General features: G+C 56.2%; 18 protein-coding genes. 15 read left to right on the top strand and 3 right to left on the bottom strand.

What is annotated here, in order from left to right:
- Positions 1-6 precede the first annotated feature (6 nt).
- From LZP73_RS03495 to LZP73_RS03480, 4 genes are all read left to right on the top strand, one after another.
- The gene (locus LZP73_RS03495; protein ID WP_234233073.1) at positions 7-441 is read left to right on the top strand and encodes a pilus assembly PilX family protein; all 435 of its coding nucleotides are present in this window, start codon (positions 7-9) and stop codon (positions 439-441) included.
- A gap of 2 nt (positions 442-443) precedes the next feature.
- Positions 444-3,965: a pilus assembly protein gene (locus LZP73_RS03490; protein WP_234233072.1), complete on the top strand. Its 3,522-nt coding sequence runs from the start codon at positions 444-446 to the stop codon at positions 3,963-3,965.
- Between the two features lie 79 nt (positions 3,966-4,044).
- A complete protein-coding gene (locus LZP73_RS03485) occupies positions 4,045-4,452 on the top strand; it encodes a type IV pilin protein (RefSeq protein WP_326490328.1) in 408 nt (135 codons plus the stop codon).
- Positions 4,449-4,748 (top strand): TapY2 family type IVa secretion system protein, encoded by a 300-nt coding sequence (locus LZP73_RS03480; RefSeq protein ID WP_234233071.1) that lies wholly within the window; start codon positions 4,449-4,451, stop codon positions 4,746-4,748. Before LZP73_RS03485 ends, LZP73_RS03480 begins: the two co-directional genes overlap by 4 nt.
- A gap of 9 nt (positions 4,749-4,757) precedes the next feature.
- Here the strand turns inward: LZP73_RS03480 and LZP73_RS03475 are convergent, their stop codons facing one another.
- Complete coding sequence (locus LZP73_RS03475; RefSeq protein ID WP_234233070.1) at positions 4,758-5,255, bottom strand: GspH/FimT family pseudopilin; 498 nt, start codon at positions 5,253-5,255, stop codon at positions 4,758-4,760.
- 214 nt (positions 5,256-5,469) lie between these two features.
- Positions 5,470-5,982: a GspH/FimT family pseudopilin gene (locus LZP73_RS03470; protein ID WP_234233069.1), complete on the bottom strand. Its 513-nt coding sequence runs from the start codon at positions 5,980-5,982 to the stop codon at positions 5,470-5,472.
- 203 nt (positions 5,983-6,185) lie between these two features.
- Here LZP73_RS03470 and glnB point away from each other — a divergent pair, with 203 nt between their 5' ends.
- Positions 6,186-6,524, top strand: coding sequence for a nitrogen regulatory protein P-II (gene glnB, locus LZP73_RS03465; RefSeq protein WP_169563426.1), 339 nt, complete (start codon positions 6,186-6,188; stop codon positions 6,522-6,524).
- Positions 6,525-6,777: 253 nt separating this feature from the next.
- A complete protein-coding gene (locus LZP73_RS03460) occupies positions 6,778-8,067 on the top strand; it encodes an NAD(P)/FAD-dependent oxidoreductase (RefSeq protein ID WP_234233068.1) in 1,290 nt (429 codons plus the stop codon).
- A 74-nt stretch (positions 8,068-8,141) separates the two neighbouring features.
- Here the strand turns inward: LZP73_RS03460 and LZP73_RS03455 are convergent, their stop codons facing one another.
- On the bottom strand, positions 8,142-9,158 hold the full coding sequence (locus LZP73_RS03455) for a LacI family DNA-binding transcriptional regulator (protein WP_234233067.1): 1,017 nt from the start codon (positions 9,156-9,158) through the stop codon (positions 8,142-8,144).
- A gap of 517 nt (positions 9,159-9,675) precedes the next feature.
- Between LZP73_RS03455 and LZP73_RS03450 the strand changes: the two genes are divergently transcribed.
- From LZP73_RS03450 to nagB-II, 9 genes are all read left to right on the top strand, one after another.
- Positions 9,676-12,165 carry a TonB-dependent receptor gene (locus tag LZP73_RS03450; protein WP_234233066.1) on the top strand — a complete coding sequence of 830 codons (2,490 nt, stop codon included), beginning with the start codon at positions 9,676-9,678 and terminating at the stop codon, positions 12,163-12,165.
- 110 nt (positions 12,166-12,275) lie between these two features.
- The gene (locus LZP73_RS03445) at positions 12,276-13,820 is read left to right on the top strand and encodes a tryptophan halogenase family protein (RefSeq protein WP_234233065.1); all 1,545 of its coding nucleotides are present in this window, start codon (positions 12,276-12,278) and stop codon (positions 13,818-13,820) included.
- A 23-nt stretch (positions 13,821-13,843) separates the two neighbouring features.
- Complete coding sequence (locus LZP73_RS03440) at positions 13,844-14,539, top strand: SapC family protein (RefSeq protein WP_234233064.1); 696 nt, start codon at positions 13,844-13,846, stop codon at positions 14,537-14,539.
- 15 nt (positions 14,540-14,554) lie between these two features.
- Complete coding sequence (locus tag LZP73_RS03435) at positions 14,555-16,114, top strand: tryptophan halogenase family protein (protein ID WP_234233063.1); 1,560 nt, start codon at positions 14,555-14,557, stop codon at positions 16,112-16,114.
- Between the two features lie 521 nt (positions 16,115-16,635).
- Complete coding sequence (locus LZP73_RS03430) at positions 16,636-17,463, top strand: pilus assembly protein PilM (RefSeq protein ID WP_234233333.1); 828 nt, start codon at positions 16,636-16,638, stop codon at positions 17,461-17,463.
- Positions 17,463-18,950, top strand: coding sequence for a methyl-accepting chemotaxis protein (locus LZP73_RS03425; protein WP_326490331.1), 1,488 nt, complete (start codon positions 17,463-17,465; stop codon positions 18,948-18,950). Before LZP73_RS03430 ends, LZP73_RS03425 begins: the two co-directional genes overlap by 1 nt.
- Positions 18,951-19,011: 61 nt before the next feature.
- Positions 19,012-21,753 carry a family 20 glycosylhydrolase gene (locus LZP73_RS03420; protein ID WP_234233061.1) on the top strand — a complete coding sequence of 914 codons (2,742 nt, stop codon included), beginning with the start codon at positions 19,012-19,014 and terminating at the stop codon, positions 21,751-21,753.
- A 218-nt stretch (positions 21,754-21,971) separates the two neighbouring features.
- Positions 21,972-22,871, top strand: coding sequence for an N-acetylglucosamine kinase (gene nagK, locus LZP73_RS03415; protein ID WP_234233060.1), 900 nt, complete (start codon positions 21,972-21,974; stop codon positions 22,869-22,871).
- Positions 22,872-22,933: 62 nt separating this feature from the next.
- A complete protein-coding gene (gene nagB-II, locus LZP73_RS03410; protein WP_234233059.1) occupies positions 22,934-23,932 on the top strand; it encodes a glucosamine-6-phosphate deaminase NagB-II in 999 nt (332 codons plus the stop codon).
- The last annotated feature ends 2 nt before the right edge of the window (positions 23,933-23,934 follow it).

Raw genomic sequence — 23,934 nt, 5'->3', positions numbered from 1 at the left:
ATGACTATGAACAAGCAGAAAGGCGTAGTGCTGTTTTTCTCCCTGATAGTGCTGATCATCATGACGCTCATCGGGGTTGCCTTGGCCGTCAACTCGCTGCAATCCATGCGCATGTCCGGCGCCGGCTCGGAAAGAATTGAGGCGGGCATCGCCGCCAATGGTGCCCTGGATGCCGCTATTGCGAGCAATCAGGGCGCCGGCCTGGCCAATATGTCGACAACGACCCAGAGCAGCCTGCTCAATGGCACCCAGACCATCACCCCCTTACCCGAAGACGGCACTGTGCAGGATGTGAGCTGTCAGCGCAGCACCAATGCGAGTGCGGCCAACCTTATCGCCTGTCGCCGGCTGGAAATCAGCAGCAGCTCGACCTTTGGCCGTGACGATCTTGGGCAACTCACCGTGGTTGCGGGTATCGAACAAGAAGTATTAAGGATCTAGAGATGATGACTAAGCGACTGGTATTTGCCTTATTGTTTTCCATGCTTGGCACTTGTGCCCTCAGCTGGGCCGATGATACCGAACTCTATGTGTTTGAGTCCTCCACCCGAACGGGAGCCAGAGCCAAGGTACTGGTTATTTTTGATAACTCCGGCAGCATGGCCACCATAGAAGAAGATGCCGCCGGCAGTTATGATCCCAATACCGTCTATCCGGCAGTGGGCTCATCCAATGCCTATCAGGGGCGAATGCTGTATTTCACCAAGGGCTCAGGCATAGACAATACCAGTTTGCCGACCCCCGACAGTCCATCCGAAGCCAGACGTTTTCTCGATTCCATCAATGGCTGTAACCAGAGCAAAGCCGCACTGGATAAATACGGGCGTTTCACCGGCTTCTTGAGGGAATACAACGTCAAGGGCAAAACCGGCAGCTGGATCGAGGTACCGGAAAATAATGGTGCCAACATAGAGATCATAGATTGTTGGGAAGACATAGAAGCGGTCGATCCGGCGAACGCCACCGGCATAGCCAATGGCTTTCCGGTCGACGCCCTCAAGGTAGACAATAAGGCATACCCTTATAACCACAACTCGGATCCTGCCAGCAGCTGGGCCAATGCCATAGGCGATGCCAAGAGCACCAATTTTGGTACGGGCGAGCCTGTGACCCTGTATACGGACAACTACCTGCGCTGGTATACCCTGGTACAACTCGGTCAGTTGCCCGTGGTGCCCCAGAGTCGCTTGGAAGTTGCCAAGGAGGCGATAAAAAACATCGTCATCACCACGCCTTCGGTGGACTTCGGTCTGGCGGTATTCAACCTCAATTACCCATACGAAGGTGACAGGGATGGCGGCCGCATAGTGTCAGGCATAAAGCAGATGTCTGCCACCGCCAAGAGTGATCTGCTCTCCACCATAGATAAACTCCCGGCCGATACCAACACGCCTCTGTGTGAAACCTTATTCGAGGCTTACAATTATTTTGCCGGTAAACCCATAGTCTATGGCCATAAAGACTCGGATTATAATTTCCTGCGCGGCGATAATTATTGGGCCAATCAACCGCCTTACGATACCAGCATAGAAGCCGCCGGCAGTTATGTGTCGCCTTTCCAGGTATGCCCAGGGATTGCCTATGTCATCTATGTGACAGATGGGGTGCCGACTGTGGATTCCCATGCCGACACGGCCATTGCCGCCTTGACGTCCGGCGCCAGCAGCGAAGGGGATTACTCCAGCTTCAGCACCGGCCTGGCGACACCGAGCAGCCTGCCGGCACTCGCCAGTTACATGTACCACAACGACTTGGTCCATGTTAACGATGCCAACGGCGAAGATCAGCCACAGACGGTGCGCACCTTTACCATAGGTTTCAGTGCGGGGGCCGACGATGCCGCGCCCTTGTTGCAGGAAACGGCCAAACGTGGCGGCGGCAAGTACTTTGCCGCCAGGAATAGCCTGGCGTTGCAAGATGCATTGAGTGACGCCCTGACCTCTATCCTCGAGATAGACTCGAGCTTCACTTCTCCCAGTATCGCCAGTAATAACTTCGATAGAACCCAGACCTTCGACGCCGCCTATTACGCCATGTTCCTGCCGGGCAAGGGGCCCAGATGGAGCGGCAACCTGAAGAAGCTTAAGGTCACGCCGGCGGGCACCCTGGTCGATGCCAACGGCATACCTGCCATAGGCAGCGATGGCAACATCAAGGATAACGCCTGTACCTTCTGGAGTGATTGTACTTCGGTGAAAGACGGTAACAGTGTCGAACTGGGCGGCGCGGCGGCGAAGCTCAAACAGAGTGTTGCCCAAAGGGTGCTGTACAGTAACCTGGGCACGGGCGGGGCCTTGCTGGCGCTGAATAAGACCAATGCGGCAGCCGTTGCCGGCGGTGAAGCCGAGCTTGCCACCTATATGGGCACGACCGATCTGGACAACAGCTTCAGCTGGCTCAAGGGCTATGACGTCGACGATGAAGTCAAAGACTCGGATGTCCGCACTGATGTCATGGGCGATCCCTTGCACTCCAAACCCCTGGCAATAAACTTCGGCTCTCCAACCACGCCGGATGTCAGGGTGATCTTGGGCACCAACCAAGGCCTGTTGCATATGTTTCAAGACGCAGGCAACAGTGTCTCGGAATCATGGGCCTTCATGCCCTATGAGCTGCTGCCCAATATCAACAAGCTGAGGGAGAACAAGGCCACGGGTGGCCATAGTGTCTACGGCATGGATGCGTCCCCGGTCGCCTATGTCAAGAGCAATGCCTCAGGGGTCGAAACCGTGTGGTTATTTGTCGGCATGCGTCGCGGCGGCAGTTCTTACTATGCCTTGGATATCACAACGCCGGACAGCCCCAAATTTATGTGGCGGATTTCTGCCGAGACCAGCGGCTTTGCCGAACTGGGACAGAGCTGGAGCGAACCTGTGATCACCCGCATTCCCGGTTATACCAAGCCGGTGCTGATCTTCGGCGGTGGTTATGATCTGAGTTATGATGCCACCCCCTCCGCCAGTCCTTCGGGTCGCGGGGTATATATAGTCGATGCCGAGACAGGCAGCTTGCTGCATACCTTTGCCCCGACTGCGGCGAGCGGGGTGACACAATTGCCGGGCATAGATGACAGCATCCCCAACACGGTTGCCGTGCTTGACAGCAACAACGATGGCGACAGCGACAGGATATACGCGACGGATACAGGTGGCTATGTGTGGCGCATGGATATGCCGGGCAGTGACAAAACCACCTGGACAGGGTTTAAGTTTGCCGATCTGGGCGGCAGCACTGCGGCAAGCGACAGACGCTTCTTCGCCGAGCCCGTGGTGGCGCAGACCGTCTTCAGCAATATTTCCGAGGTCACTGTCAGCGATGGCGGGACCTCCACAGTCACCAAGAGCTATCAAAATGTGCCTTACGATGCCGTGACAGTGGGCACAGGCAACCGGGCGCATCCGTCCGGCACCGAAGTGGCGGACATGTATTATGTGCTGCAGGACAGGAACGTGGTGACCCGCAGCTTCGATGGCACAGTCAATGCCATCCCTGAGCCCATCACCCTGGCACAGCTCTACAATGTGACCTCGGCGGCGCCTTCGTCCGAGAGTGAAAATATTGCCTTCGGCCAGAAACTCGGCTGGTATTATGATTTTGCCGGTGTGGGGGAGAAGAGCCTTACCGCAGGCTTGATCGTCGGCGGTAAAGTCTATTTCACTTCCTATGTACCTCCTGTGAATGCCGCCGACGCCAATGTGTGTGTCGCCTCGGGGGAGGGGCGTTTGTATGTCTTCGATCTGCATAAGGGCACCCGCACCTATGAGCAACTCTACATAGAACTGGGTGAGCGTGTGCCGGACACGCCGCAGATCATCATTCCGCCGCCGGAGAATGTCGGCGATCCTTCCTATATTTATATCATCGGGGTCGGCAAGGGCGAGTGTGTCGACAACACCTGCAGCGGGACAGTCAACGTAGGTTCAGGGCTGGGGGTGAATAAAATTTACTATCATGTCGATGAGTAGCATGACACTCTCGAGCGGCATAGCGAGAGCCATGCCGATATCAACAGTTGCAGCTAAACCGGAAGAGATGCCAAATAATATGTTAAAGAAAATGCCAGGAAATGATTCGGGTTTCACCTTGATAGAATTGATGATCGCCGTCGTTGTGGTCGGGATTTTGGCTGCCATTGCCTACCCTTCCTATATCCAGTATGTGGCCAAGAGTGCCAGATCCGAAGGCCAGGCGGCCGTGATGCGTGTCGCCAATCTGCAGGAGCAATATTACTTGGATAACAGGGTCTATACCGAAGACATGACCAAGCTTGGATTGAGTGCCAGTCCCTTCGTGACCGAGCATCAGCATTATTCTGTGGCTTCCAAGGGGACGACCAGTTTTACCATCACGGCCACCCCCCAAGGGGCGCAGGCCAGCAGAGATACGACCTGTACCTCGCTCACTATGACAGATGCCGGCGTTAAAGGCCCTAATGCGGAGTGCTGGAAATGAAAACTGCTTACCTATTGCTCTTGAGCCTGGTCCCGCTCACTGGGCATGCGCTGGGAACCTCGACCAATACACAGGACTATAAGTGTTACATAGGTTCGGCCAAGGGAGATCAGATAGTGTTTTTCCGCTGGCAGGCGAAGGAACTCAAGCTGAAGATGGCGGGCTTGCCTGGCAGGCAATTGATGGATAACAAAGGAAAAAAGTACTTCATCAAAACGGTGGAAGAATGCGTTCCGCTCGATGAAGAGTTTACTCTCGGGCGTGCCCAGCAATTGGATAAAGCCACGCTGAGGTAAGTCGCCGCGTTATCCGCAGCTCAGACCATTGCTTCCCTCGCTGAGACGACCCGAAGCATCCAACTTGGCACTCCTGGATGCGGAACTGGCGCCGTTTGGACAATAAATAAATTCGGCGTTCGAGGAGACCATGCCATCGGCGCCGAAGCTAATCTTCGCCTCTGCGTCTGCTCCCGTCACTTTGATGGCATCCTGACTGTTAAAGCCCTGGTACTCCCTCAGGACTCTCTTGGCACCGGCATTCAGGGTGTAGACGCTCAAGCCCTTGCTCCAGTCTGTCCCACAGGGGCTTGCCGCATAGGGGCAGACTATGATCTCTCTGCCATAGCTCACCGCCTGAGCGCGGGCGAAGGTCAGCGCTTCCTGAATTGTCTTGATATTGGTTTCACTGCGGCTCTGTTGGTAGACGCTGCTCAGTGCCGGCACCCCGATTAACAGCAAGAGGACGGCGATAGCCACAGTGACCATCAATTCGACCAAGGTAAATCCGTTGTGCTTATGTGTCATGGTAAGATTCCTTGCGGGCTGTGGTTCGAGTATAAGGGAGAACGCCAATGACTTCAGCAAAATAAAGCCGCAGTTGTTGCTAAAATTGGTCTGTTGTAACCGGCTTGCTTCAGCCTGCGCCGGCGCAGATGAGCGTATAGCTTCCGAGGAAAAGCGCGGGAATTTAACTCACGGCCGGCAGCCCCATATGGCTGCCGACCGTTAATACCCCAGGCTAGTTACTGCAGCTGATGTCGCTGGCAAGGGAGCGCCGTACTCTGCCCGCTGAGTTGACTACCACGGCACGGGAGTTGGGGTTGTCCAGGCTGCCGGGGCAATATTTGAACGTCCCATTGCTGCCGGATGCCAGGCCATCGGCTTGAAAGCGCACCGAGGTGCGATTGTAGTTCAGCGTATCTTTTGAATCGAATGCGTCAGTCTGTTGCAGGATCTTGTCTTCACCATCGAGCTTATTGGGTTCGCCGCTGTCGGTGAACACCACCAAACCACTTTCCCAGTTATCGGTACAGGTATCTGCCTCCAGGGCACAGACACTGACGTTGAGATTCAAGTTGATGGCCTGATTTCTGGCCAATAGCAGTGTCTGTTGTATCCTGCTGATGGCGCTGTCGGCGCGGGCTTTCTCATACAGGCTGCTCAGCGAAGGGACACTCAAGAGCACCCCTATCAAGGCGATGGCCAGGGTCGTCAGTAACTCTATCAGGGTTACTCCAATCAGTTGTTTCATATGCTCGTCCTTGAATTCGGGGCCAACCGCACCCCTGAATTCAGTATAGGGCATTTTGTCATGACCGTTTTATTGCGGGAGCCGCTGAATCAATACGTCGAAGCAATAGTGAGGAGAAACGCTTCTGAACTCGGCAGTTAACATGTTAAGATGTTGTGCATCTCAAGCCGATAAGTCCATTGCAAGTGTAGAAGGAGTTTTTGATGAAAAAGGTCGAAGCCATTATTAAGCCATTTAAACTCGATGATGTGCGTGAGTCACTTGCAGAGATTGGCATTACCGGGATGACAGTGCTCGAAGTCAAAGGTTTTGGCCGTCAGAAGGGGCACACAGAGCTCTATCGCGGTGCCGAATACATGGTGGATTTCCTGCCTAAAGTGAAAATTGAATTGGTGATCCAGGACGATATCCTGGATCAGGCCATAGATGTCATAGTAGAAACGGCTCGAACCGGAAAGATAGGTGACGGCAAGATTTTTGTCACAGATATCGAGCGCGTCATCCGGATCCGCACGGGTGAAGAGAACGAAGAAGCTGTTTAGTCACCATTCTTAGGCACACTTCATAGGCACACTCGGGAACTGCCGCAAGTTCCTGAGTGAACGCTTTATTTTCAACAGCTTATTGCCTAACTTGCTATTCCTGGCCTCTCCATTTCGATTGCCATCAGTCATTCATGCTGTCAATTTGACTAAGCATTGTTTTTTGTACTGCATTTTCATTATTTTATGCCAACACTTAGGCCGGCCGACATGGTATAACTGAACTCAGTATTGGTGACTGGACAGATAGCTTATGACAGCGAAAAAGCTTGTGATTGTTGGCGGTGGCGCCGGTGGTTTGGCCTTGGCCTCCAAGTTGGGCCGCAAACTGGGCCTGAGTGGTGAGTTGGACATAGCCCTGGTCGATAAAAGCGCCATCCATATCTGGAAACCCAAACTCCACGAAGTCGCAGTCGGTGTGATAGATCAATCCAACGAAGGGTTATTATATCGGGACCACGGCCTGAAAAATGGCTACAGGTATGTTCGCGGCGAATTGCTGCAGTGCGATCCCATGCAGAAATCCATTCAGCTGGCGCCTGTGCTGACCAAGGAGGGGGAGACGCTGATTGAGCCTCGGCAACTAGAGTACGATTATCTGGTACTGGCACTCGGCGGTACCTCCAACAGTTTCAATACCCCTGGGGCGGAAGCCCATTGCATTTTCCTCGACAGTCTGGACAACGCCAACCATTTTCATCAGAAACTGCTGGATGCCTTGTTACAGCTCAATGAGACCCAGGAAAAGCTCAGTATAGGCATAGTCGGGGCCGGCGCCACCGGAGTGGAATTGGCGGCCGAGCTTCACCATGTGATCGAGTCGGTGAAGGAATACGGCTATCTGAATATTTCCAAGCATCATCTGGATGTGCATCTGATCGAAGCCTCACCCAAAATTTTGCCTCAACTGCCCGAAAAGGTGAGTGCCAGGGCACAAGCCGTGCTGGACAGGATAGGTATCAGGTTGCACCTTGGGGTGCAGGTGAAAGAAGTCACCTCAGAGGGCTTCGTCACCCAGGATGGGGACCTGATAGCGGCCAGCATCAAGGTATGGGCGGCTGGGGTGAAGGGGCCCAAGGTGTTTCAGCATTTCAGCCCTCTGCCTATTACCCCCAGAAATCAGGTCGAAGTGGATGCGTGCATGCGGGTCAAAGGTCATGAGGACATCTATGCCCTGGGAGACTGTGCCCAGCTGATCTTGGACTCAGGCAAACCCGTGCCGCCGAGGGCCCAGGCGGCCGATCAGATGGCGGAAACCTTATACCGCAACATGCTCAACCGCCTCAAGGATAAGGCGGAGCAGCCCTTCGTATATAAAGACTATGGCTCACTGGTATCCCTGAGCCGCTTCTCGGCGGTGGGAAATCTGATGGGTAACCTGAGATCGGGTGATTTCTTCATCGAGGGTCACTTTGCCAGGCTGATGTATATGTCTCTGTACCAGCGACATCTGAGCAGCCTCTATGGCTGGTTTTCGGCCCTGGTGTATAGGATCGCCCAAAGATTGCTGCGCTGGCAAAGACCCAAGCTTAAACTGCATTAGCAGTTCGGCGCAGGTCCTAACGCAGGTCTTGGCCCAAGCCCTGGCTTAGGGATTTAGTCTTTGGCTATAGGGGTTTAGCCTTTGGGTATGGCGGAAGAGTCGCGAATGACCGGCTCAGGGGTAAAGACTCTGGACATCACAGGGTGCTGTTCTCTGCGCTTGGCGATCAGCAGCTCGGTCGCTATTTGGGCAATTCTTTCGTTGGGTTGATGCACTGTGGTGAGTTTTGGCCATGTTTGCCTGGAGAAGGGACTGTCCTCGAAGCCGACGATAGACAGGTCTGCCGGAATGTCCAATCCGGCGAGCCTGGCGGCAAACAGCGCCCCTGCGGCAATTTCATCGTTACAGGCCACGATCGCCGTTGGGCGATGTTCCAACTCAATCAGTTTATTGGCGCCTTCCACACCAGCTTCGAACGAGTATTGGCCTTCAATAATATTCTTCTCATTAATAGGCAAGCGATTTTCTGTTAAGGCCTGCCGGTAGCCGGCGAGGCGCTCCTTGGTCGATTCGTGATGATGGTCGCCACTGAGAAAGGCTATGTCTTTATGGCCCAAGTCGATGAGATGCTGGGTGATGGCTACCGCCCCATGCCTGTCGTTGACCAAGACAGTGAGACCCGGCTCGGCGCCGGCCTGCTCGCCGGCAATAATACGCACGTAATTGGCCTCTATGGCATCCAAGGCCTTCAGTATGTCTGGGTCTTCGGACAAGGGAGGGGTCAATACCAGCCCGGCCAGACGCGCGTGTTTCACCATAGTGGTCAGCTCTTCACATATGTTGGCCGATTTGGCGTTGCAGGGGTGGATCAGCAGTTCATAGCCCTGATCCTTGCACGCAGACAAGATGCCATTTTGCATGTCAATGATGTAATAAGCATTGGGGTTGTCATAGATGAAGCCTATGACATAGGACTTGGTGCCGGCCAGATTTCTTGCCGCCAGGTTCGGCTGGTAATTGAGGAATTTAATGGCCTCATTGACCTTGTCTATCGTGGCTTGTTTCACCGAAGGCTCACAATTGGTAACCCTCGAGACGGTTTTTATCGACACGCCGGCATGTTTGGCAACGTCATTTATGGTGACTTTCATCTAGGTTAAAACTCTTTGTGTCCGAAGGGGGATTACACTCACCGTTGCTATGAACATCAGGCATTTTTGTCTGTTGAGTGCCCTAAGCGTCGCGGCTCGTCTTACATTTCATCGCCTTATAGTGCGAGCTTTTTGCCTAATAGGCAATGCCGAATTCAGTCTGACTCAAGACAGATGCCGCACTTAAGCAGGTTATTTTTAATACAAAAATTAACCCGGCAATAGATTTTAACATATTGTCTACAATAGGGAAGTGTGGCAAAGGAGACGACTTGAGCCTCTTGGTTTAGCGCATTTTTTTCTTTGCGGCGTTATTTTCTTGTGGCAAGGCTGTTAATAATTGTGTAATGTTTGACCCAGACATGACAGCGTTGTCATTCTTTCGGGAATGGTTATGAATAAAAAAATCATAATAAAGTTATGGAAGGGAAACGAGATGCGACCATCTACATTTAGAAAAACTGTTCTAGCAACACATATTGCCATCCTGCTCGGAGGCGCGGTATCAGTCGGAGCCATGGCGGCAGAAGCTGCCGATGCGGTGGCGGCGGGTAATGAAAACATTGAAAAAATTGAAGTGCGCGGCATGCGGGCTTCACAAAAAGCGGCCATGAACGAGAAGCGCTTTTCCAATGCTGTGGTCGATGCCATCACGGCCGAGGACATAGGCAAATTCCCGGATAAAAACATCGCCGAATCCCTGCAGCGGGTGGCCGGGGTATCCATCAACCGGGGGTTCGCCGGTGAGGGTGCCGAGGTTTCCATCCGCGGTGTCGATCCCACCCTGACCCAGGTACAGATGAATGGCCAGTTTGTGGCCTCCACCGCCTGGTTCTCCCAGGGCGCCAATAGGCGCAGCTTCAACATGGATCTGATGCCATCCGAGATGATCTCCGGCCTGGAGGTCTTCAAGTCACCCGTTGCCTCGCTCGATGAGGGCGGCGTCGGCGGTACCGTTATTCTGCATACCCGCAAGCCTTTGGATCTGGACACAAACACCTTCTTCGCCTCCGCCGAAGCCAATACCAACACCTTGGCCGACAGCGAGTATGGTTTGGGCGGCAGCGCTTTGTTCAGTTGGAAAAATGATGACGAAACCTTCGGTATCCTGGGCATGGCATCGACTCTGGAGTCCATTGGCCGTGGTCGTAAGGCCGAGAACTACTGGGAAGAGGGCTGGTCGGCATCGGGTATTGCCGGTTTCGATCAGGACCGCACCCGCGACGCCTTCGATCTGACCGCCCAGTTCCAGCCATCGGATGCACTCGGGTTCACCTTGCATGCCTTCCGCACCGAACTCGATGCCACCAACACCAACCAGAACTTCCTGGTGATAGGTGCCAACGGTGCAACCATGACCAACACTGCCAATGCCCGTGTTGCGCCCAATGGCCTGCCATTGAGCGGCACTGTGAACGATGCCGCTTGGTTGGCGCAGGATACCAACACCCGCCGCGCCAAGATGACCAGTACTGTCATCGACTTGCGCACCGAATACCAGGGTGACGGTTACCTGCTTAGCGGCGTCCTGGGCAAGACCTACTCCGACGGCGGCAACGGCGGTAACGCCAACGGCCTGTGGGGTCAACCAATCAACGCCGCGACGGGTATCACTGTCGATGTGGACATGGATCTCGCCGATGCCATGTTGCTGTCGCCCAATGGCGTGTCTTTGTCCGATGCCAGCTGGCAAGCATTCCAAGGCAGTTCATTGGCCGAGTCCAAGCTTGAGGATGAAGAGGTCTATGGGCAGGTGGATCTCAAGTTGGATGTCGATTTCGGCGCCATCAACAGCATAGAAACAGGCTTGAAACTGCGCTCGCATGAATTTACCAACAGGCAGTTCGGTGCGACGCTCGGTGATACCAGTCAGATCACCAACATCTCCCAATTCGACGATGGCCTGTTGAGCGACTTCGATGAAGTCGTCGCCCCTGGCACGCCAACCGAATATGTGAAAATTGACGGCCTGGCCTATTGGCATGCCCTGAACGATGCAGTGACCAGCTGGGATGAGAGCCTGAGCAACTATGGCAAGATAGAAGAAGATGTGTTCGCCGCCTATGTTCAGGGTAATTTCGACGGCGACAGCTACCGGGGCAACGTGGGCCTGCGTTATGTCAAAACCAAGACCGAAGGCAGCGCTTACAACGGTAACCTGACCGGGATAGATACCTTCAAGGGCGAGTACGACGATTATTTGCCGAGCTTCAACCTGGCGATAGATTTGGCCGATGATGTCATACTGCGCATGTCGGCCGCCAAGGTGATGACCCGCGCCGGCTACAGTCAGTTGACTCCCGGTTACCGTGGCTTACCCGATACGGTGCCCGAGAGCGGTCGTTACCAGACCTCCCGCGGCAACCCGGCGCTGGATCCCTTCCGCGCCACCCAGATGGATATAGGGCTGGAGTGGTACTACGACGAGTCCTCGCTGTTATCTTTTGCAGTGTTTAACAAAGACATAGCTTCGTTCATCACCACCACCAAGATATTTGAAGACTTGACCGAGGTTCCCGTGCCACATCTGTATGAGGTTTCTGTGCCGGATCAGGGCCGTGGCGGTAAGATAGAAGGCTTCGAACTGCAATGGCAGACCAGTTTCGACAATGGATTCGGTGCCTTGGTGAACTACACCTATGTCGATGCCACGGGTGAAACCGATAACGGTGAACCTATTCGTTTGCCCGGATCTTCGCGCAATCAGTACAACATCACAGGCTTCTACGAGCATGATCTGTTCACCGCCCGTATCGCCTATACCAACCGCAGTGACTTCTTCGCCGAAGGCACTGCCCTGGGCAACGGCAACGATGTATTCGATGCCCAGGACTTCCTCGATGCCTCTGTGACGGCACACATTACAGAGAATTTCGATGTGTCTTTGGAAGGGGTCAACCTGCTGGGTGAAATAACCTATCAGCGTCACAGTGAAGGCGCCGAAACAGTGCGTGTTATCACGGATAACGGCAGTCGTTATACCCTCAAGGCCTCTTATCGTTTCTAAGAGCCGACGGCATGAGAAGGAAGGCAATTGCCTTCCTTTTTTGCGTGGACATATCCCCATCCCCGGCATTGCTATATGTTATGGGAATCGATTTTGTGCAGGTATCCTCAATGCATTCAGACACTATTAATTCTGTGCTTGTGGTCGGCGGCGGCACCGCCGGCTGGTTAACGGCCGCTAAACTGGCCAAGTCCTTCAACAGCCTGGATGGCAACAGCATTCAGGTGTGCCTGATTGAATCGCCGGACATACCCACCATAGGTGTGGGGGAGGGCACCTGGCCGACCATGCGTGCCACCCTGGCGTCACTCGGCATAGACGAGGCCGAGTTTTTGCGCACCTGTCATGGCACCTTCAAGCAAGGCACCAAGTTCATCAACTGGCAGAGTGACAGTCGGCCCAATCAGTACCATCATCTGTTTACCTCTATCTTCGATCCCACCCAGTTCAACCTGGCGCCCTACTGGCTGCAGGGCGACGCCGGCGACTTGCCCTATGCCCAGGCCGTCAGCGCCCAGGCCAGGATTGCCGAGCTGGGTCTGGCGCCGAAGAAGATCACCTCCAAAGCCTACGAAGGGATACAGAATTACGCCTACCATCTGGATGCCGGCAAGTTCGCCGAGCTGCTTAAAAGCCACGCCATCGACAAGCTGGGGGTCAAGTTCATCGCTGCCAATGTGACAGATGTCAGCCTGGATGCCGAGGGCTGCATAGAGGCTGTGGTGACAGATACCTGGGGTACGGTCGCGGCCGACTTCTTCGTCGACTGCAGTGGCTTCAGGAGTCTGCTGCTCGGCGAGGCGCTGGGGGTCGGCTTCACCTCCATTGCCGATACCCTGTTGACGGATCATGCTGTGACCATTCAGGTGCCCTACCCGGATGCCGCCGGCCCCATCAATGCCTGCACCCATTCCACGGCCCAGGAGGCCGGCTGGATCTGGGACATAGGCCTGAGTAACCGCCGTGGTGTGGGCTATGTCTATTCTAGCCGGCACCAGAGCCATGAGGATGCGGAGCGCACCCTGAGGGACTATATAGGCGACGCCGCGGCCGGGCTTACCGCCAGGAAACTCAAGATAGACTTGGGTTACCGTAATAAGTTCTGGCATAAGAACTGTGTCGCCATAGGTTTGTCGGCCGCCTTCGTCGAACCCCTGGAGGCCTCGGCGATATTTTTGATCGAAGCGGCCGGCAACATGCTGGCGGATCAATTGCCGTCACTACGTCAGGGGCTGATCCATGCGGAGAAGAAGTTCAATGCTTCCTTCCATTTTCGTTGGCAGAAAACCGTCGATTTCATCAAGATGCATTATCTGTTGTCCGGTCGCAGCGAAGCCTTCTGGTTGGATAACAGGGAGGCGTCGAGCATACCCGCATCGCTGGCGCAGACCCTGGCCAGTTGGCAACAGCAAATCGTCAGCGCCTATGACTTTCCCCATGTGTATGAACCTTTCCCCATGGAAAGCTACCAATATGTGTTATATGGCATGGGCTTCAAACCCGAGCAGGTGAATTGGCAGCGTTACCCGCGGCATGCCGAAGCCATGGCGCAGTTCGAGAAGGTGCAGCAGGTGACCGAATATTTAATCAAAGAGTTACCCCAACAGCGAGACCTGCTCGACAGGATCTATCAATACGGTTTTTCAACCATTTAGTCGGCTAATAACGAGAATAACTTATGAGTACCTTGGTTGCATTGGACAGTCAGAAACATCAAAGCCTGAAATTAACCACAGACAAGAGTTTTGCCCACGCCAAAACGCGTCACCTGGTGCCTGTGGCCGTGCATGAATTTGCCATGGCGGCGACCCATTTGCCGATAGTCTTCGTCAAGGACAGCGACACAGGCCAGTTCAGGGCCTGTGCCCTGACCGGGCTCAAACCCGAGCAGAATTTATTTTGGAAAGACGGCGGCTGGTTGGGGGCTTATGTGCCCGAATCGCTGCGCCATTACCCGCTGGTGGCGCTCAAAGTGAGCGAGGACGGCGACAGTTTCGCCATCTGCATCGACGAAGCCAGCCCGCTTGTCGGCCGGGAAACAGGTGAGGCCCTGTTTGACGGGGCCAATGCCAGTGAATTTCTCAATCGCCGCAGCGAAGCGGCTGTCGCCTGGGCGCAGAAAAACCTCATAACCCAGTCATTCATTCAAAGGCTGATTGAGCTGAAGCTGCTCCAGTCCCGGAGCCTGAGCATCCGCCCGAATTCCGGGGCGGCCTACGAGCTGACGGGCTGCTATATGATAGACGAAGCCGCGCTGAACCGGCTCGATGATCAGGCTTTCATCGGGCTTAAGCACGGGGGCTATCTTGCGCCCATTTATGCCGCGCTGCTGTCGCTCAATCAGGTGCAATCATTAGTCAGGTTGGCTCAATAACCGGGGTGAGGACAGATGGAGAAGCAGACGATAGACAGAGTGGCGATAGTAGGTGGCGGCACCGCCGGCTGGTTGACCGCCGCGATTTTGGCGAAGAAACTCAATAGCCTGGACCCTGAAGGGGTGCAGCTGACCCTGATAGAGTCGCCGGATATTCCCATCCTCGGGGTCGGCGAGGGCACCTGGCCGACCATACGCAGCACCCTGCAGTCCATAGGAGTGGACGAGAGCGAATTCATGCGCGAATGTGACGCCACTTTCAAACAGGGGGCCGAGTTCGTCAACTGGCGCGAGACGCCGCTCAAGGGCAGCAAGCATAGCTATTTCCATCCCTTGAGCGCGGTATTCCATTCCGCCTATGATTTTAATCTGGCACCCTATTGGTTGTTGGGGCAGAGTCCACAGCCCTACGATATGGCGACCACCACCCAGAGCCGCATCTCCCGGCTGGGGCTGGCACCGAAGAAGATCACCACCCCCAGCTATGGCGCCATCCAGAATTACTCCTATCATCTGAATGCCACCAAGTTTGCCGACTTTCTCAAGCGGCATTGCACCGAGAAACTCGGGGTCAAGTTCATCTGCGCCAATGTCACTGAGGTCGAGCAAGCCGGGTCCGGCGCCATCAGCAGCCTGGTGACAGACACCCGGGGGCGGGTCGAGGCAGACTTTTTTGTCGACTGCTCGGGATCCCGCGCCATCTTGTTGGGGCAGGCGCTGAATGTAGGTTGGCATAAGATAGACGACATTATATTCAACGACACGGCGCTGGCGATGCAGGTGCCTTACTCCAGCCCCGATGCGCCTATCGCCTCCCATACCATAGCCACGGCCCATGAAGCGGGTTGGACCTGGGACATAGGACTGCATAATCGCCGCGGGGTGGGCTATGTGTATTCGAGCCGTCACAGCAGTGCCGAGCGCGCCGAGGCGGTGCTGCGCGACTATGTCGGTGCCGAAGGCGAAGGCCTGGAGGTACGCAAGATCCCCTTGAATTTGGGCTACAGGGAAGAGTTCTGGAAGCATAACTGCGTCGCCATCGGCATGTCTGCGGCCTTCATAGAGCCGCTCGAAGCCTCGGCCATCTTCCTGGTCGAAGCCGCGGCCAATATGCTGGCCGATACCTTTCCCCGCAACAGGGCGTCGCTCGACTATGCCGGGCGCAAGTTCAATGCCACTTTCAAGCTCAGGTGGGACAAGAGCATAGACTTCATCAAGCTGCACTATTGCATCTCGGGTCGCAGGGACAGCCAGTACTGGCGGGACAATGTCGCCCCGGCCTCGATTCCCGACAGCCTGCAGGAGAAATTGACGCAATGGCGCCATCATCCCCCCAGCAAACATGATTTCGACTATGCCTTCGAGCCCTTCGTGCTCGACAGCTACCTGTTCGTGCTCTACGGCATGGGGTTCAATACAGATTTATCGGCCAATCGCAGCGCCTTCAGCGACGGCGAACAGGCGCTGCAGAAGTTTGCCGAGATAGACAGGCTGAGCGAGCGCCTGATGGCCGAATTACCCAGCCACAGACACCTGCTGGAGAAGGTATATAGATTCGGGTTCCAGGCGATTTAATCTCTATTCCTGTCCGGGAGCCTGAGCGCCGCTCGGGCTTTCCAGCCCAGGGAGTAAAAAACACCAAGATGTCAAAAAAATGTAGAAATCTTGTTTTTTCTTGTGTACATTACAAATGACAGCGTTGTCATATTGCTTGTGTGACTCTGTTGTAGGTCAGCATGAAGAGGAAGAGGTCTCCTGCTTCATGTCTTTGGCAAATGCATGCTCGTCGAACGACTGTGCACTTGTGTTTGTATTGAATAGTCTCTCCCCAGAAACTAGCGTTGGCTGGGTGCTGTAACAGGTACCCGGCTTTTTTTTTTCAGGGAAATACGCTGCGGCAGCAGTATCGGGGCCGGGCTTTTATCGAGCAGCGGCGCCTGAGAGTAGCGGCAAAATAAGAATAAGGCCCTCGGCTTCTCGCCGGGTATGAGAGAGGTGCTGCAGCTATGCCAATATCCAAATGGGTGCCAATATCTAAATGGCTACCAATATCTAAATGTGTGGCTCCCGTAGTCTTGCTGTGTGCCTGTTGCGGCATATTCCCGGCGCTTGCCGACACTCAGAGGGGGCCTCTTGCCGGGAAGGTGGTTACCAGCATACCGCCGAGTTGGCAGCTGACATTATTACAGACGGCGCTGAGCCGCTCCCGGGAGCAGTATCAGATCCAATCCCTGACCACAGACATGAATCAGAAGCGCAAAGTCGAGGAGGCATTGGCGGGCAATGTCGATGTGTTCTGGAGCATGACATCCAAAGCGCTGGAGGAGAGCGTCATACCCGTGCGGATCCCCATTTTCAAGGGGTTGCTGGGGAATAGACTGCTGATCATCCGCGCCGAAGACAGGGCCAAGTTTGCCGCCGTTGGCTCTAAGGAAGAATTCGCCACCCTGCGCGCCGGACAAAACCGCTACTGGCCGGATGCCGACATACTGGCCGCCAACGGCTTGCCTCTGGTGACCAGTTATCAGTACAAGAATCTCTATCCCATGCTCGAGGGCGGACGTTTCGACTATCTGGCGCTCGGTGCCCAGGAAATATGGGAGGAGCTCGCCAAGCATCCGGATCCCGCCCTGGAGGTCGACAGCCATATCCTGCTGCAATACAGAGCGCCGGCCTATTTTTTCGTCTCCCCCAAACGCCTGCGGCTCGCTCAAGACCTTGAAGCCGGCCTGGAGAGCATGATAGCCGATGGCAGCTTCGACGCTATGTTCAAGCGCGAGCTTAAGCTCGATGCCCTCTATGAGCTGGCTCAATTCGAGCGGCGCCTGATAGTGCGACTGGATACCCAGGACTCGAGTCCCCTGACCCCGACGGCGCGCCCTGCCTTGTGGTTGGATCTCTTCAGCATGCAAGGAGTCAAATGATGAATTCCCTGGCGACTAAAGTACAGCTGGGCTTGGCGTTGGCACTGTTCCTGATAGTGAGTCTGTTGTTTACATCTGCCTATTGGCGTGAGCGCAGCAAGCTGGCGACGGACTTTGCCGAGTTTGAAGCCAATACCTTGGCCAATCTGCAGGTGACCATGGCCCAGCCTGTGTTTACCTACGACTATGAACAGATGAATGCCGTGCTCTCTGTGATGCTAAAATCGTCGCAAATACATGCGATTAGTGTAAGAGATCATCGTGGCAAACTCCTGGCCGAAAATACGCAAGCGGGCGGGGCGGGCGAGGCCATGTTGGCGTCGCGGCAGATCCACTTCGAGGACAATGGCAAGCCCACCGGCAGCCTGACGTTGGTGTTTTCTGCCGAACCCATGCAACAACAACTGACGGCGCTCCTCCTGGGATATCTGTTGCAGGCATTGCTCATTCTCGGCACCAGTTTAATGGCTATCTTCCTGATCCTTAAGCGCCTGGTGATCTCGCCTCTGGCCCATGTGGTCGGGGCCATGGAGGAGATCGCCGGCGGCGATGGCGATCTCAGCCATAGACTGCCGGTAGAGAGCCGGGATGAAATAGGCCAATTAGCCAAGGCATTCAATGGTTTTGTCGAGCAAATTCATGGCACTATTGCCAGGGTGCACGAGACGGCCGCGCAATTGCTCGAAGAGGCCAAGACCCTGGGGGACTTGTCCAGGGCCAACAATGCCAGGGTACAGACCCAGCGCAAGGAAACCGAGGCGGCGGTGGCGGCCGTGACCGAACTCAGTGCCAGCGCCGATGAGGTGGCGGCCAATGCCAGGCGCACCGCAGAGGAAGCCGGCCAGGCGGACCAGGAGGTCGACAAGGGGCAATCTCAGTTCGATGCCGGCCTCGCTGTCACCCGCCGCCTGGCACAGGAGTTATCCAGTTCGGCCGATTCGGTATCCAGGCTGCAACAGGAGACCCAGAAGATCGACGAGGTGGTGGTGGTGATCCAGGCCATCGCCGAACAGACCAACCTGTTGGCACTCAATGCGGCTATCGAGGCCGCCAGGGCAGGTGAGCAGGGACGCGGTTTCGCCGTGGTCGCAGATGAGGTCAGAACCCTGGCGAGTCGCACCCAGCAGGCGACGGGGGAAATTCAGCAGATGATCCAGCAGGTGCAGGGGCGGGTCGATGCGACTGTCGCCGGGATGCACTCGAGCCAGGAGCTGTCGGAACAGGCATTGAGCCGTTCGGAAGACATCAAGCTGGTGCTGACCCGGGTGACGGCTTTAGTGTCGAACATCAGCACCATGAACCTAGAGGTGTTCCACGCGGCGCAGGAACAGACCTGCGTCACAGAGGCTATTTCCCGCAGTTTGAACGATCTGGCCCATGTCTCAGGCTCGGCGTCGGTAGACAGCGAGCAGTTGGCCCAGTCCGGTGAGCGTTTATTCCAACAGGGTGAGCGACTGCGGACACTGGTCGATTCTTTCAGGTTATAACCCCAATCCAGATGGTGTCCGCCGGAAAGCCTGGACAGCAGTTAATCGAATAAGGATGAATATGAAACTCACATTTGCCGCCGCTACCCTCACCCTGGCCATGGGATTGTCGGCCTGCGGGCCTGCCGATACCCAAGGGAGGACCGAGCCTGGCACAAAAACCGCCGCCCAAGGGGGGAGCATCAGCCAAGCCGAGTTGCAGCGCTTTGCCGATGGACTCAAGGTCAGGTATCGGGTGTTGTCCAATGTGGGAACCCGGGGCTGTGATGCCGCCAGGGCCGATGGCCGCTGTTTCAGCGCGGCGATTGATTTCACTTCCTCTGTCGAGATGCGGGCCAAGGGGTGGGCGATCTATTTCAGCCAGATGCGACCGGTACAAGTGTTCCGGTCGCAGGAGTTCAACCTCAGCCAGGTGAAGGGCGACTTGCATAAGCTGACACCGACGCCGGCCTTTAACGGCTTCAGGCCGGGGGAGACCCACAGCCTGAGTTTCCTCGGGGACTACTGGCAGCTGTCGGAAATCGATGCCATGCCCAACTATTATCTGGTTGCCGCCGGACTCAAGCCTGTGGTCATTGCCAGCACCAGGCTGAGCCGCGATCCCGACACAGGCTTGGAAACCCGGCCCTATGTCGAGGACTTCGTCGACGCCGAGCGCCAGTATAAGCGCAGCGAAACAGATGCCATCGACTGGGCCGGCGCCGGGGTCCTGTTTGAGGCCAATGCCGCCACCCCAATTGCGCCGGCACTGGCGCTGAACAGCATAATACCTACCCCAAAAACTGTCATCCCCATCCCGGATGTCGGCCCTGTGTCGCTGGCCAATGGCATAGAGGTGGTATTGAATCGGGTTCCCCGCGCCGAGGTTGCCGCGGCCTTGGCGCGCCTGGCTCGCCTAGGTGTCGCCGAGTCAGATACCGGGGTGACAGTTAATTTTTTACCCCCGGCAGGAGCCGGGAGGGAAACAGACACGGGCAATGAGGCCGGGGCTAAAACCCGCGAAGGAGCTTACCGGCTGGAGATCCGCCCAGGTGCCATAGACATACGCGCCGCCGATGCGGCGGGATTCTCCTATGGACTGGCGTCGCTCGCCGGCCTGGTCGATGTTAACAGCCTGAAAGTAAATGCCTTGAGCATAGAAGACAGCCCCAGATACCCCTTTCGCGGCATGCATGTGGATGTGGCGCGCAACTTCCACAGCAAGGCCTTTATCCTGAAGCTGCTGGATCAGATGGCGGCCTATAAGCTCAACAAGCTGCATCTGCACATGGCCGACGATGAGGGCTGGCGCCTGGAGATCGAGGGCTTACCCGAGCTAACCGGGGTGGGCAGCAAGCGTTGCCACGACCTCACCGAAGATACCTGCCTGCTGCCTCAGCTGGGCAGCGGTCCGGATGCAGATACGGAAGTGAGCGGTTACTATTCCAAGGCGGATTATATCGAGATACTGCAATATGCCGCGGCGAGGCAGATAGAAGTGATCCCCTCCATGGATATGCCGGGGCATTCACGGGCGGCCATCAAGTCGATGGCCGCCAGGAGCCGCAGCTTGAGCGCCGCCGGTGAGCCTGTCGCCGCCGCCGAGTATAACTTGGTGGACCCGCTGGACCAGACAAGCTATGCCTCGGTGCAGTATTACGATGACAACACGCTCAACGTATGCCTCGAGTCCAGCTATCACTTCGTCGAAAAGGTCATAGATGAAATCGCCGAGCTGCACCGGCAGGCGGGACAGCCGCTGCGCCATTATCACATAGGGGCCGACGAGACCGCGGGTGCCTGGGTGGACTCGCCGGTCTGCCGGCATCTCATAAGCGCCAATGCCGACAGCCAAGGCAGAGATGCAGACGAGGAACTCGGGTCGACGGCGCAGCTGGGCGCCTACTTCATCGAGCGTATCGCCAAACTGCTGCAGGCCAAAGGCATAGAAGCCGCCGGCTGGAGTGACGGCATGAGCCATACCAGAGCGGAGAAGATGCCCGCCAAGGTGCAGTCCAACGTCTGGGACATAATAGCCTACGGGGGGCATGTACGCGCCCATCAGCAGGCGAATCTCGGCTGGGATACAGTGCTGTCCAACCCCGAGGTGCTGTACTTCGACTTCCCCTATGAGGCAGATCCCAAGGAGCCGGGCTACTATTGGGGCACCCGCCGTAACAACAGCCGCCATGTGTTCAGCTTCATGCCGGATAACCTGGCGGCCAATGCCGAGCAATGGACCGACATCCAAGGCTTGCCCTTCGAAGCCGATGACAGGCTCAAGCTCAATGCCGCAGGTCAGAAGCTCGGTGGTCCTCTGCTTCCTGGGAAAAGGTTTCAGGGGATCCAGGGGCAGCTCTGGAGCGAGACCCTGCGCAGCGATGCCGCGGTCGAATACATGGTCTTTCCGCGGCTGTTGATGCTGGCCGAGCGCGCCTGGCATAAGGCCGACTGGGAGGTGCCTTATCAGTATCAGGGGGCGCTCTATAACCGGACTTCGGGCTTCTTCAGCCAGGAAATGCGTGCCAAGCAGGCGGCCCAGTGGAGCCGTATGGCCAATACCCTCGGCAGCAAGGAATTGCGTAAACTCGATCTGGCGGGGATTCGCTACCGGGTGCCGACCCCAGGGGCCCGCATCGTCGACGGCAACTTGGTGGCCAATGTGATTTTCCCCGGCCTGGGCATAGAGTACCGCGAAGCCGGAGGCCAATGGCAGCCCTATGCAGGACCGGTCGCGGTCAAGCCGCCGCTGGATGTCAGGGTGCTGGCCGCCGATGGCCGGCGCAGGGGACGCAGCCTGACGCTAATCGAGAGGCGCAAATAAGGCATAGAGGGCTAGATAAGGCGCTGAGCCTCGGTAAGCGGATGTTCCCTGGCGGAGCTCGGCCCGTGGCGGCTCACAGATATTTTTCATCATGGATATTTTTAAAAAAAGTAAATGACAGCGTTGTCATTTCTGCTGTAACATCGAGTTAACTTAATCAGGAGCCGGCGGCCAAGCCTGTTGGGCCGCGGTTCTGAATGCATGGCTACAGAGGGTGTATGGGGTTGAACCAGACAAAAATACAACAAGTGTTCATAGGTATAGATGGCGGTGGCAGCAAATGCCGGGCGAGCCTGTATAGCCATGAAGAGGGGATACTGGGCACGGGTATCGCCGGGCGGGCCAATCCGCTCCATGGTCTGGCACACACCTTCGAATCCATCCTGGCGTCGACCGAATTGGCTCTGAAGGATGCTGGCATGTCGAGCTGTGACACTCATAAGCTCGTTGCCGGCGTAGGTTTGGCCGGCGTCAATGTGCCGCACCTATACCAAGAGATAGCGACCTGGAGCCATCCGTTCAAGCAGATGTTTGTCACCACAGATCTGCACACCGCCTGCATAGGCGCCCATAACGGCGGCGACGGTGCTGTGATCATTACCGGCACAGGCTCCTGCGGTTATGCCCATGTGGGCGAGCAGAGTCTCAGTCTCGGCGGTCACGGCTTCGCCCTGGGCGACAAGGGCAGTGGCGCCTGGCTGGGCCTCAGGGCCGCAGAGCAGGCATTGCTGGCGCTGGATGGTTTCGCCGCACAGACACTGCTGAGCGAGCGGCTGTTGGCGCACTTCGCCGCGACGGATGCCATGGGCATAGTCGAGCATCTCGCCGGCCGCTCATCGAGCCACTACGCCAGGCTGGCGCGTCTGGTGCTGCAATGCGCGCAGGAGGGGGATGCCGTCGCCAGGGCCATAGTCGAGGAGGGTGCAGCTTACATCAGCGAGATGGCACTCAGACTCTTCGAAATAGATCCGCCGCGATTTTCCATGATAGGGGGCCTGGCCGAGCCCCTGTTGCCTTGGCTGGCCGAGGAGGTGGTGGCTCGCCTGGCACCGACCCTGGCACCACCGGAAATAGGCGCTGTGTATTTCGCCACCCAAGAATTTAACAAGCTGGCTTAGTCGCGGCCCGGCGGTTGCCGGGCCGATCCTTTATCGCAGTAACAGAACTTAAGGGTACAGAGATGACAAATACCATAATGGAGCAAGAAGCGCGTCAAGCACCGCAAAAAATAGCCGCACAGCTGAGCGCCAATGCCGGCATCAGCGCCGAACTGGGTAAGCAACTGCGTGAGTTCAATCCGCGTTTCGTGATGATAGTAGGTCGCGGTTCTTCGGATCATGCAGGGGTATTTGCCAAATACCTGTTCGAAATCGAAACCGGGGTGCCGACATTCGCCGCCGCACCTTCGGTCGCCAGCGTCTATGGCAAGTCGCTCAAGCTGGACACTGGCCTGGTGATCGTCATCTCCCAGTCGGGTCGCAGTCCCGATATCCTGGCCCAGGCCCGCATGGCCAAGAATGCCGGCGCTTTTTGCGTCGCCCTGGTAAACGATGAGACGGCCCCCATCAAAGACATAGTCGATGTGGTGCTGCCGCTGCGTGCCGGCGAAGAGAAGGCCGTTGCCGCGACCAAGAGTTATCTGGCGACCCTGGCGGCCTTGTTGCAGCTGGCAGCTGCCTGGACCCAGAGTGATTCACTGGCACAAGCCGTTGCCGGCCTGCCGGCGGCGCTGCAGTCGGCCATCGATGCCGAGCCGCAGTTGACGGCGCCGGCGTTGGCTGAGGTGAAAAACCTGGTGGTGCTGGGACGTGGCCTGGGCTATGCGATATCCAAGGAAATTGCCCTCAAGCTGAAAGAGGTCTGCTCCATCCATGCCGAGGCGTTCAGCAGCGCCGAGTTCCTCCATGGGCCTGTGACTCTGGTGGAGAAGAAACTCACCATAGTGGATGTGTGTGTCGGCGATGAGTCCTATGCCAGTCACATAGAGAAGATAGAAGACGTAGGTCGGCGCGGGGCGGACTTGGTGCATTTGAACCAGACCTCAAGCCACATACATCCAAGGGTCGCGCCCTTGGCCTTGTTGCAGCGCTTCTACATAGATGTGGCGGCGGTGGCGCTCGCCAGAGGCATAGATCCGGATCAACCTGCCGGGCTGAAGAAAGTGACCCAGACACTTTGATT

The sequence above is a fragment of the Shewanella sp. AS16 genome (assembly GCF_021412365.1).
GTDB lineage: Bacteria > Pseudomonadota > Gammaproteobacteria > Enterobacterales > Shewanellaceae > Shewanella > Shewanella salipaludis.
The sequence above is the reverse complement of the archived record's forward strand: the minus strand, read 5'-3'. Positions and strand labels throughout refer to the sequence as shown.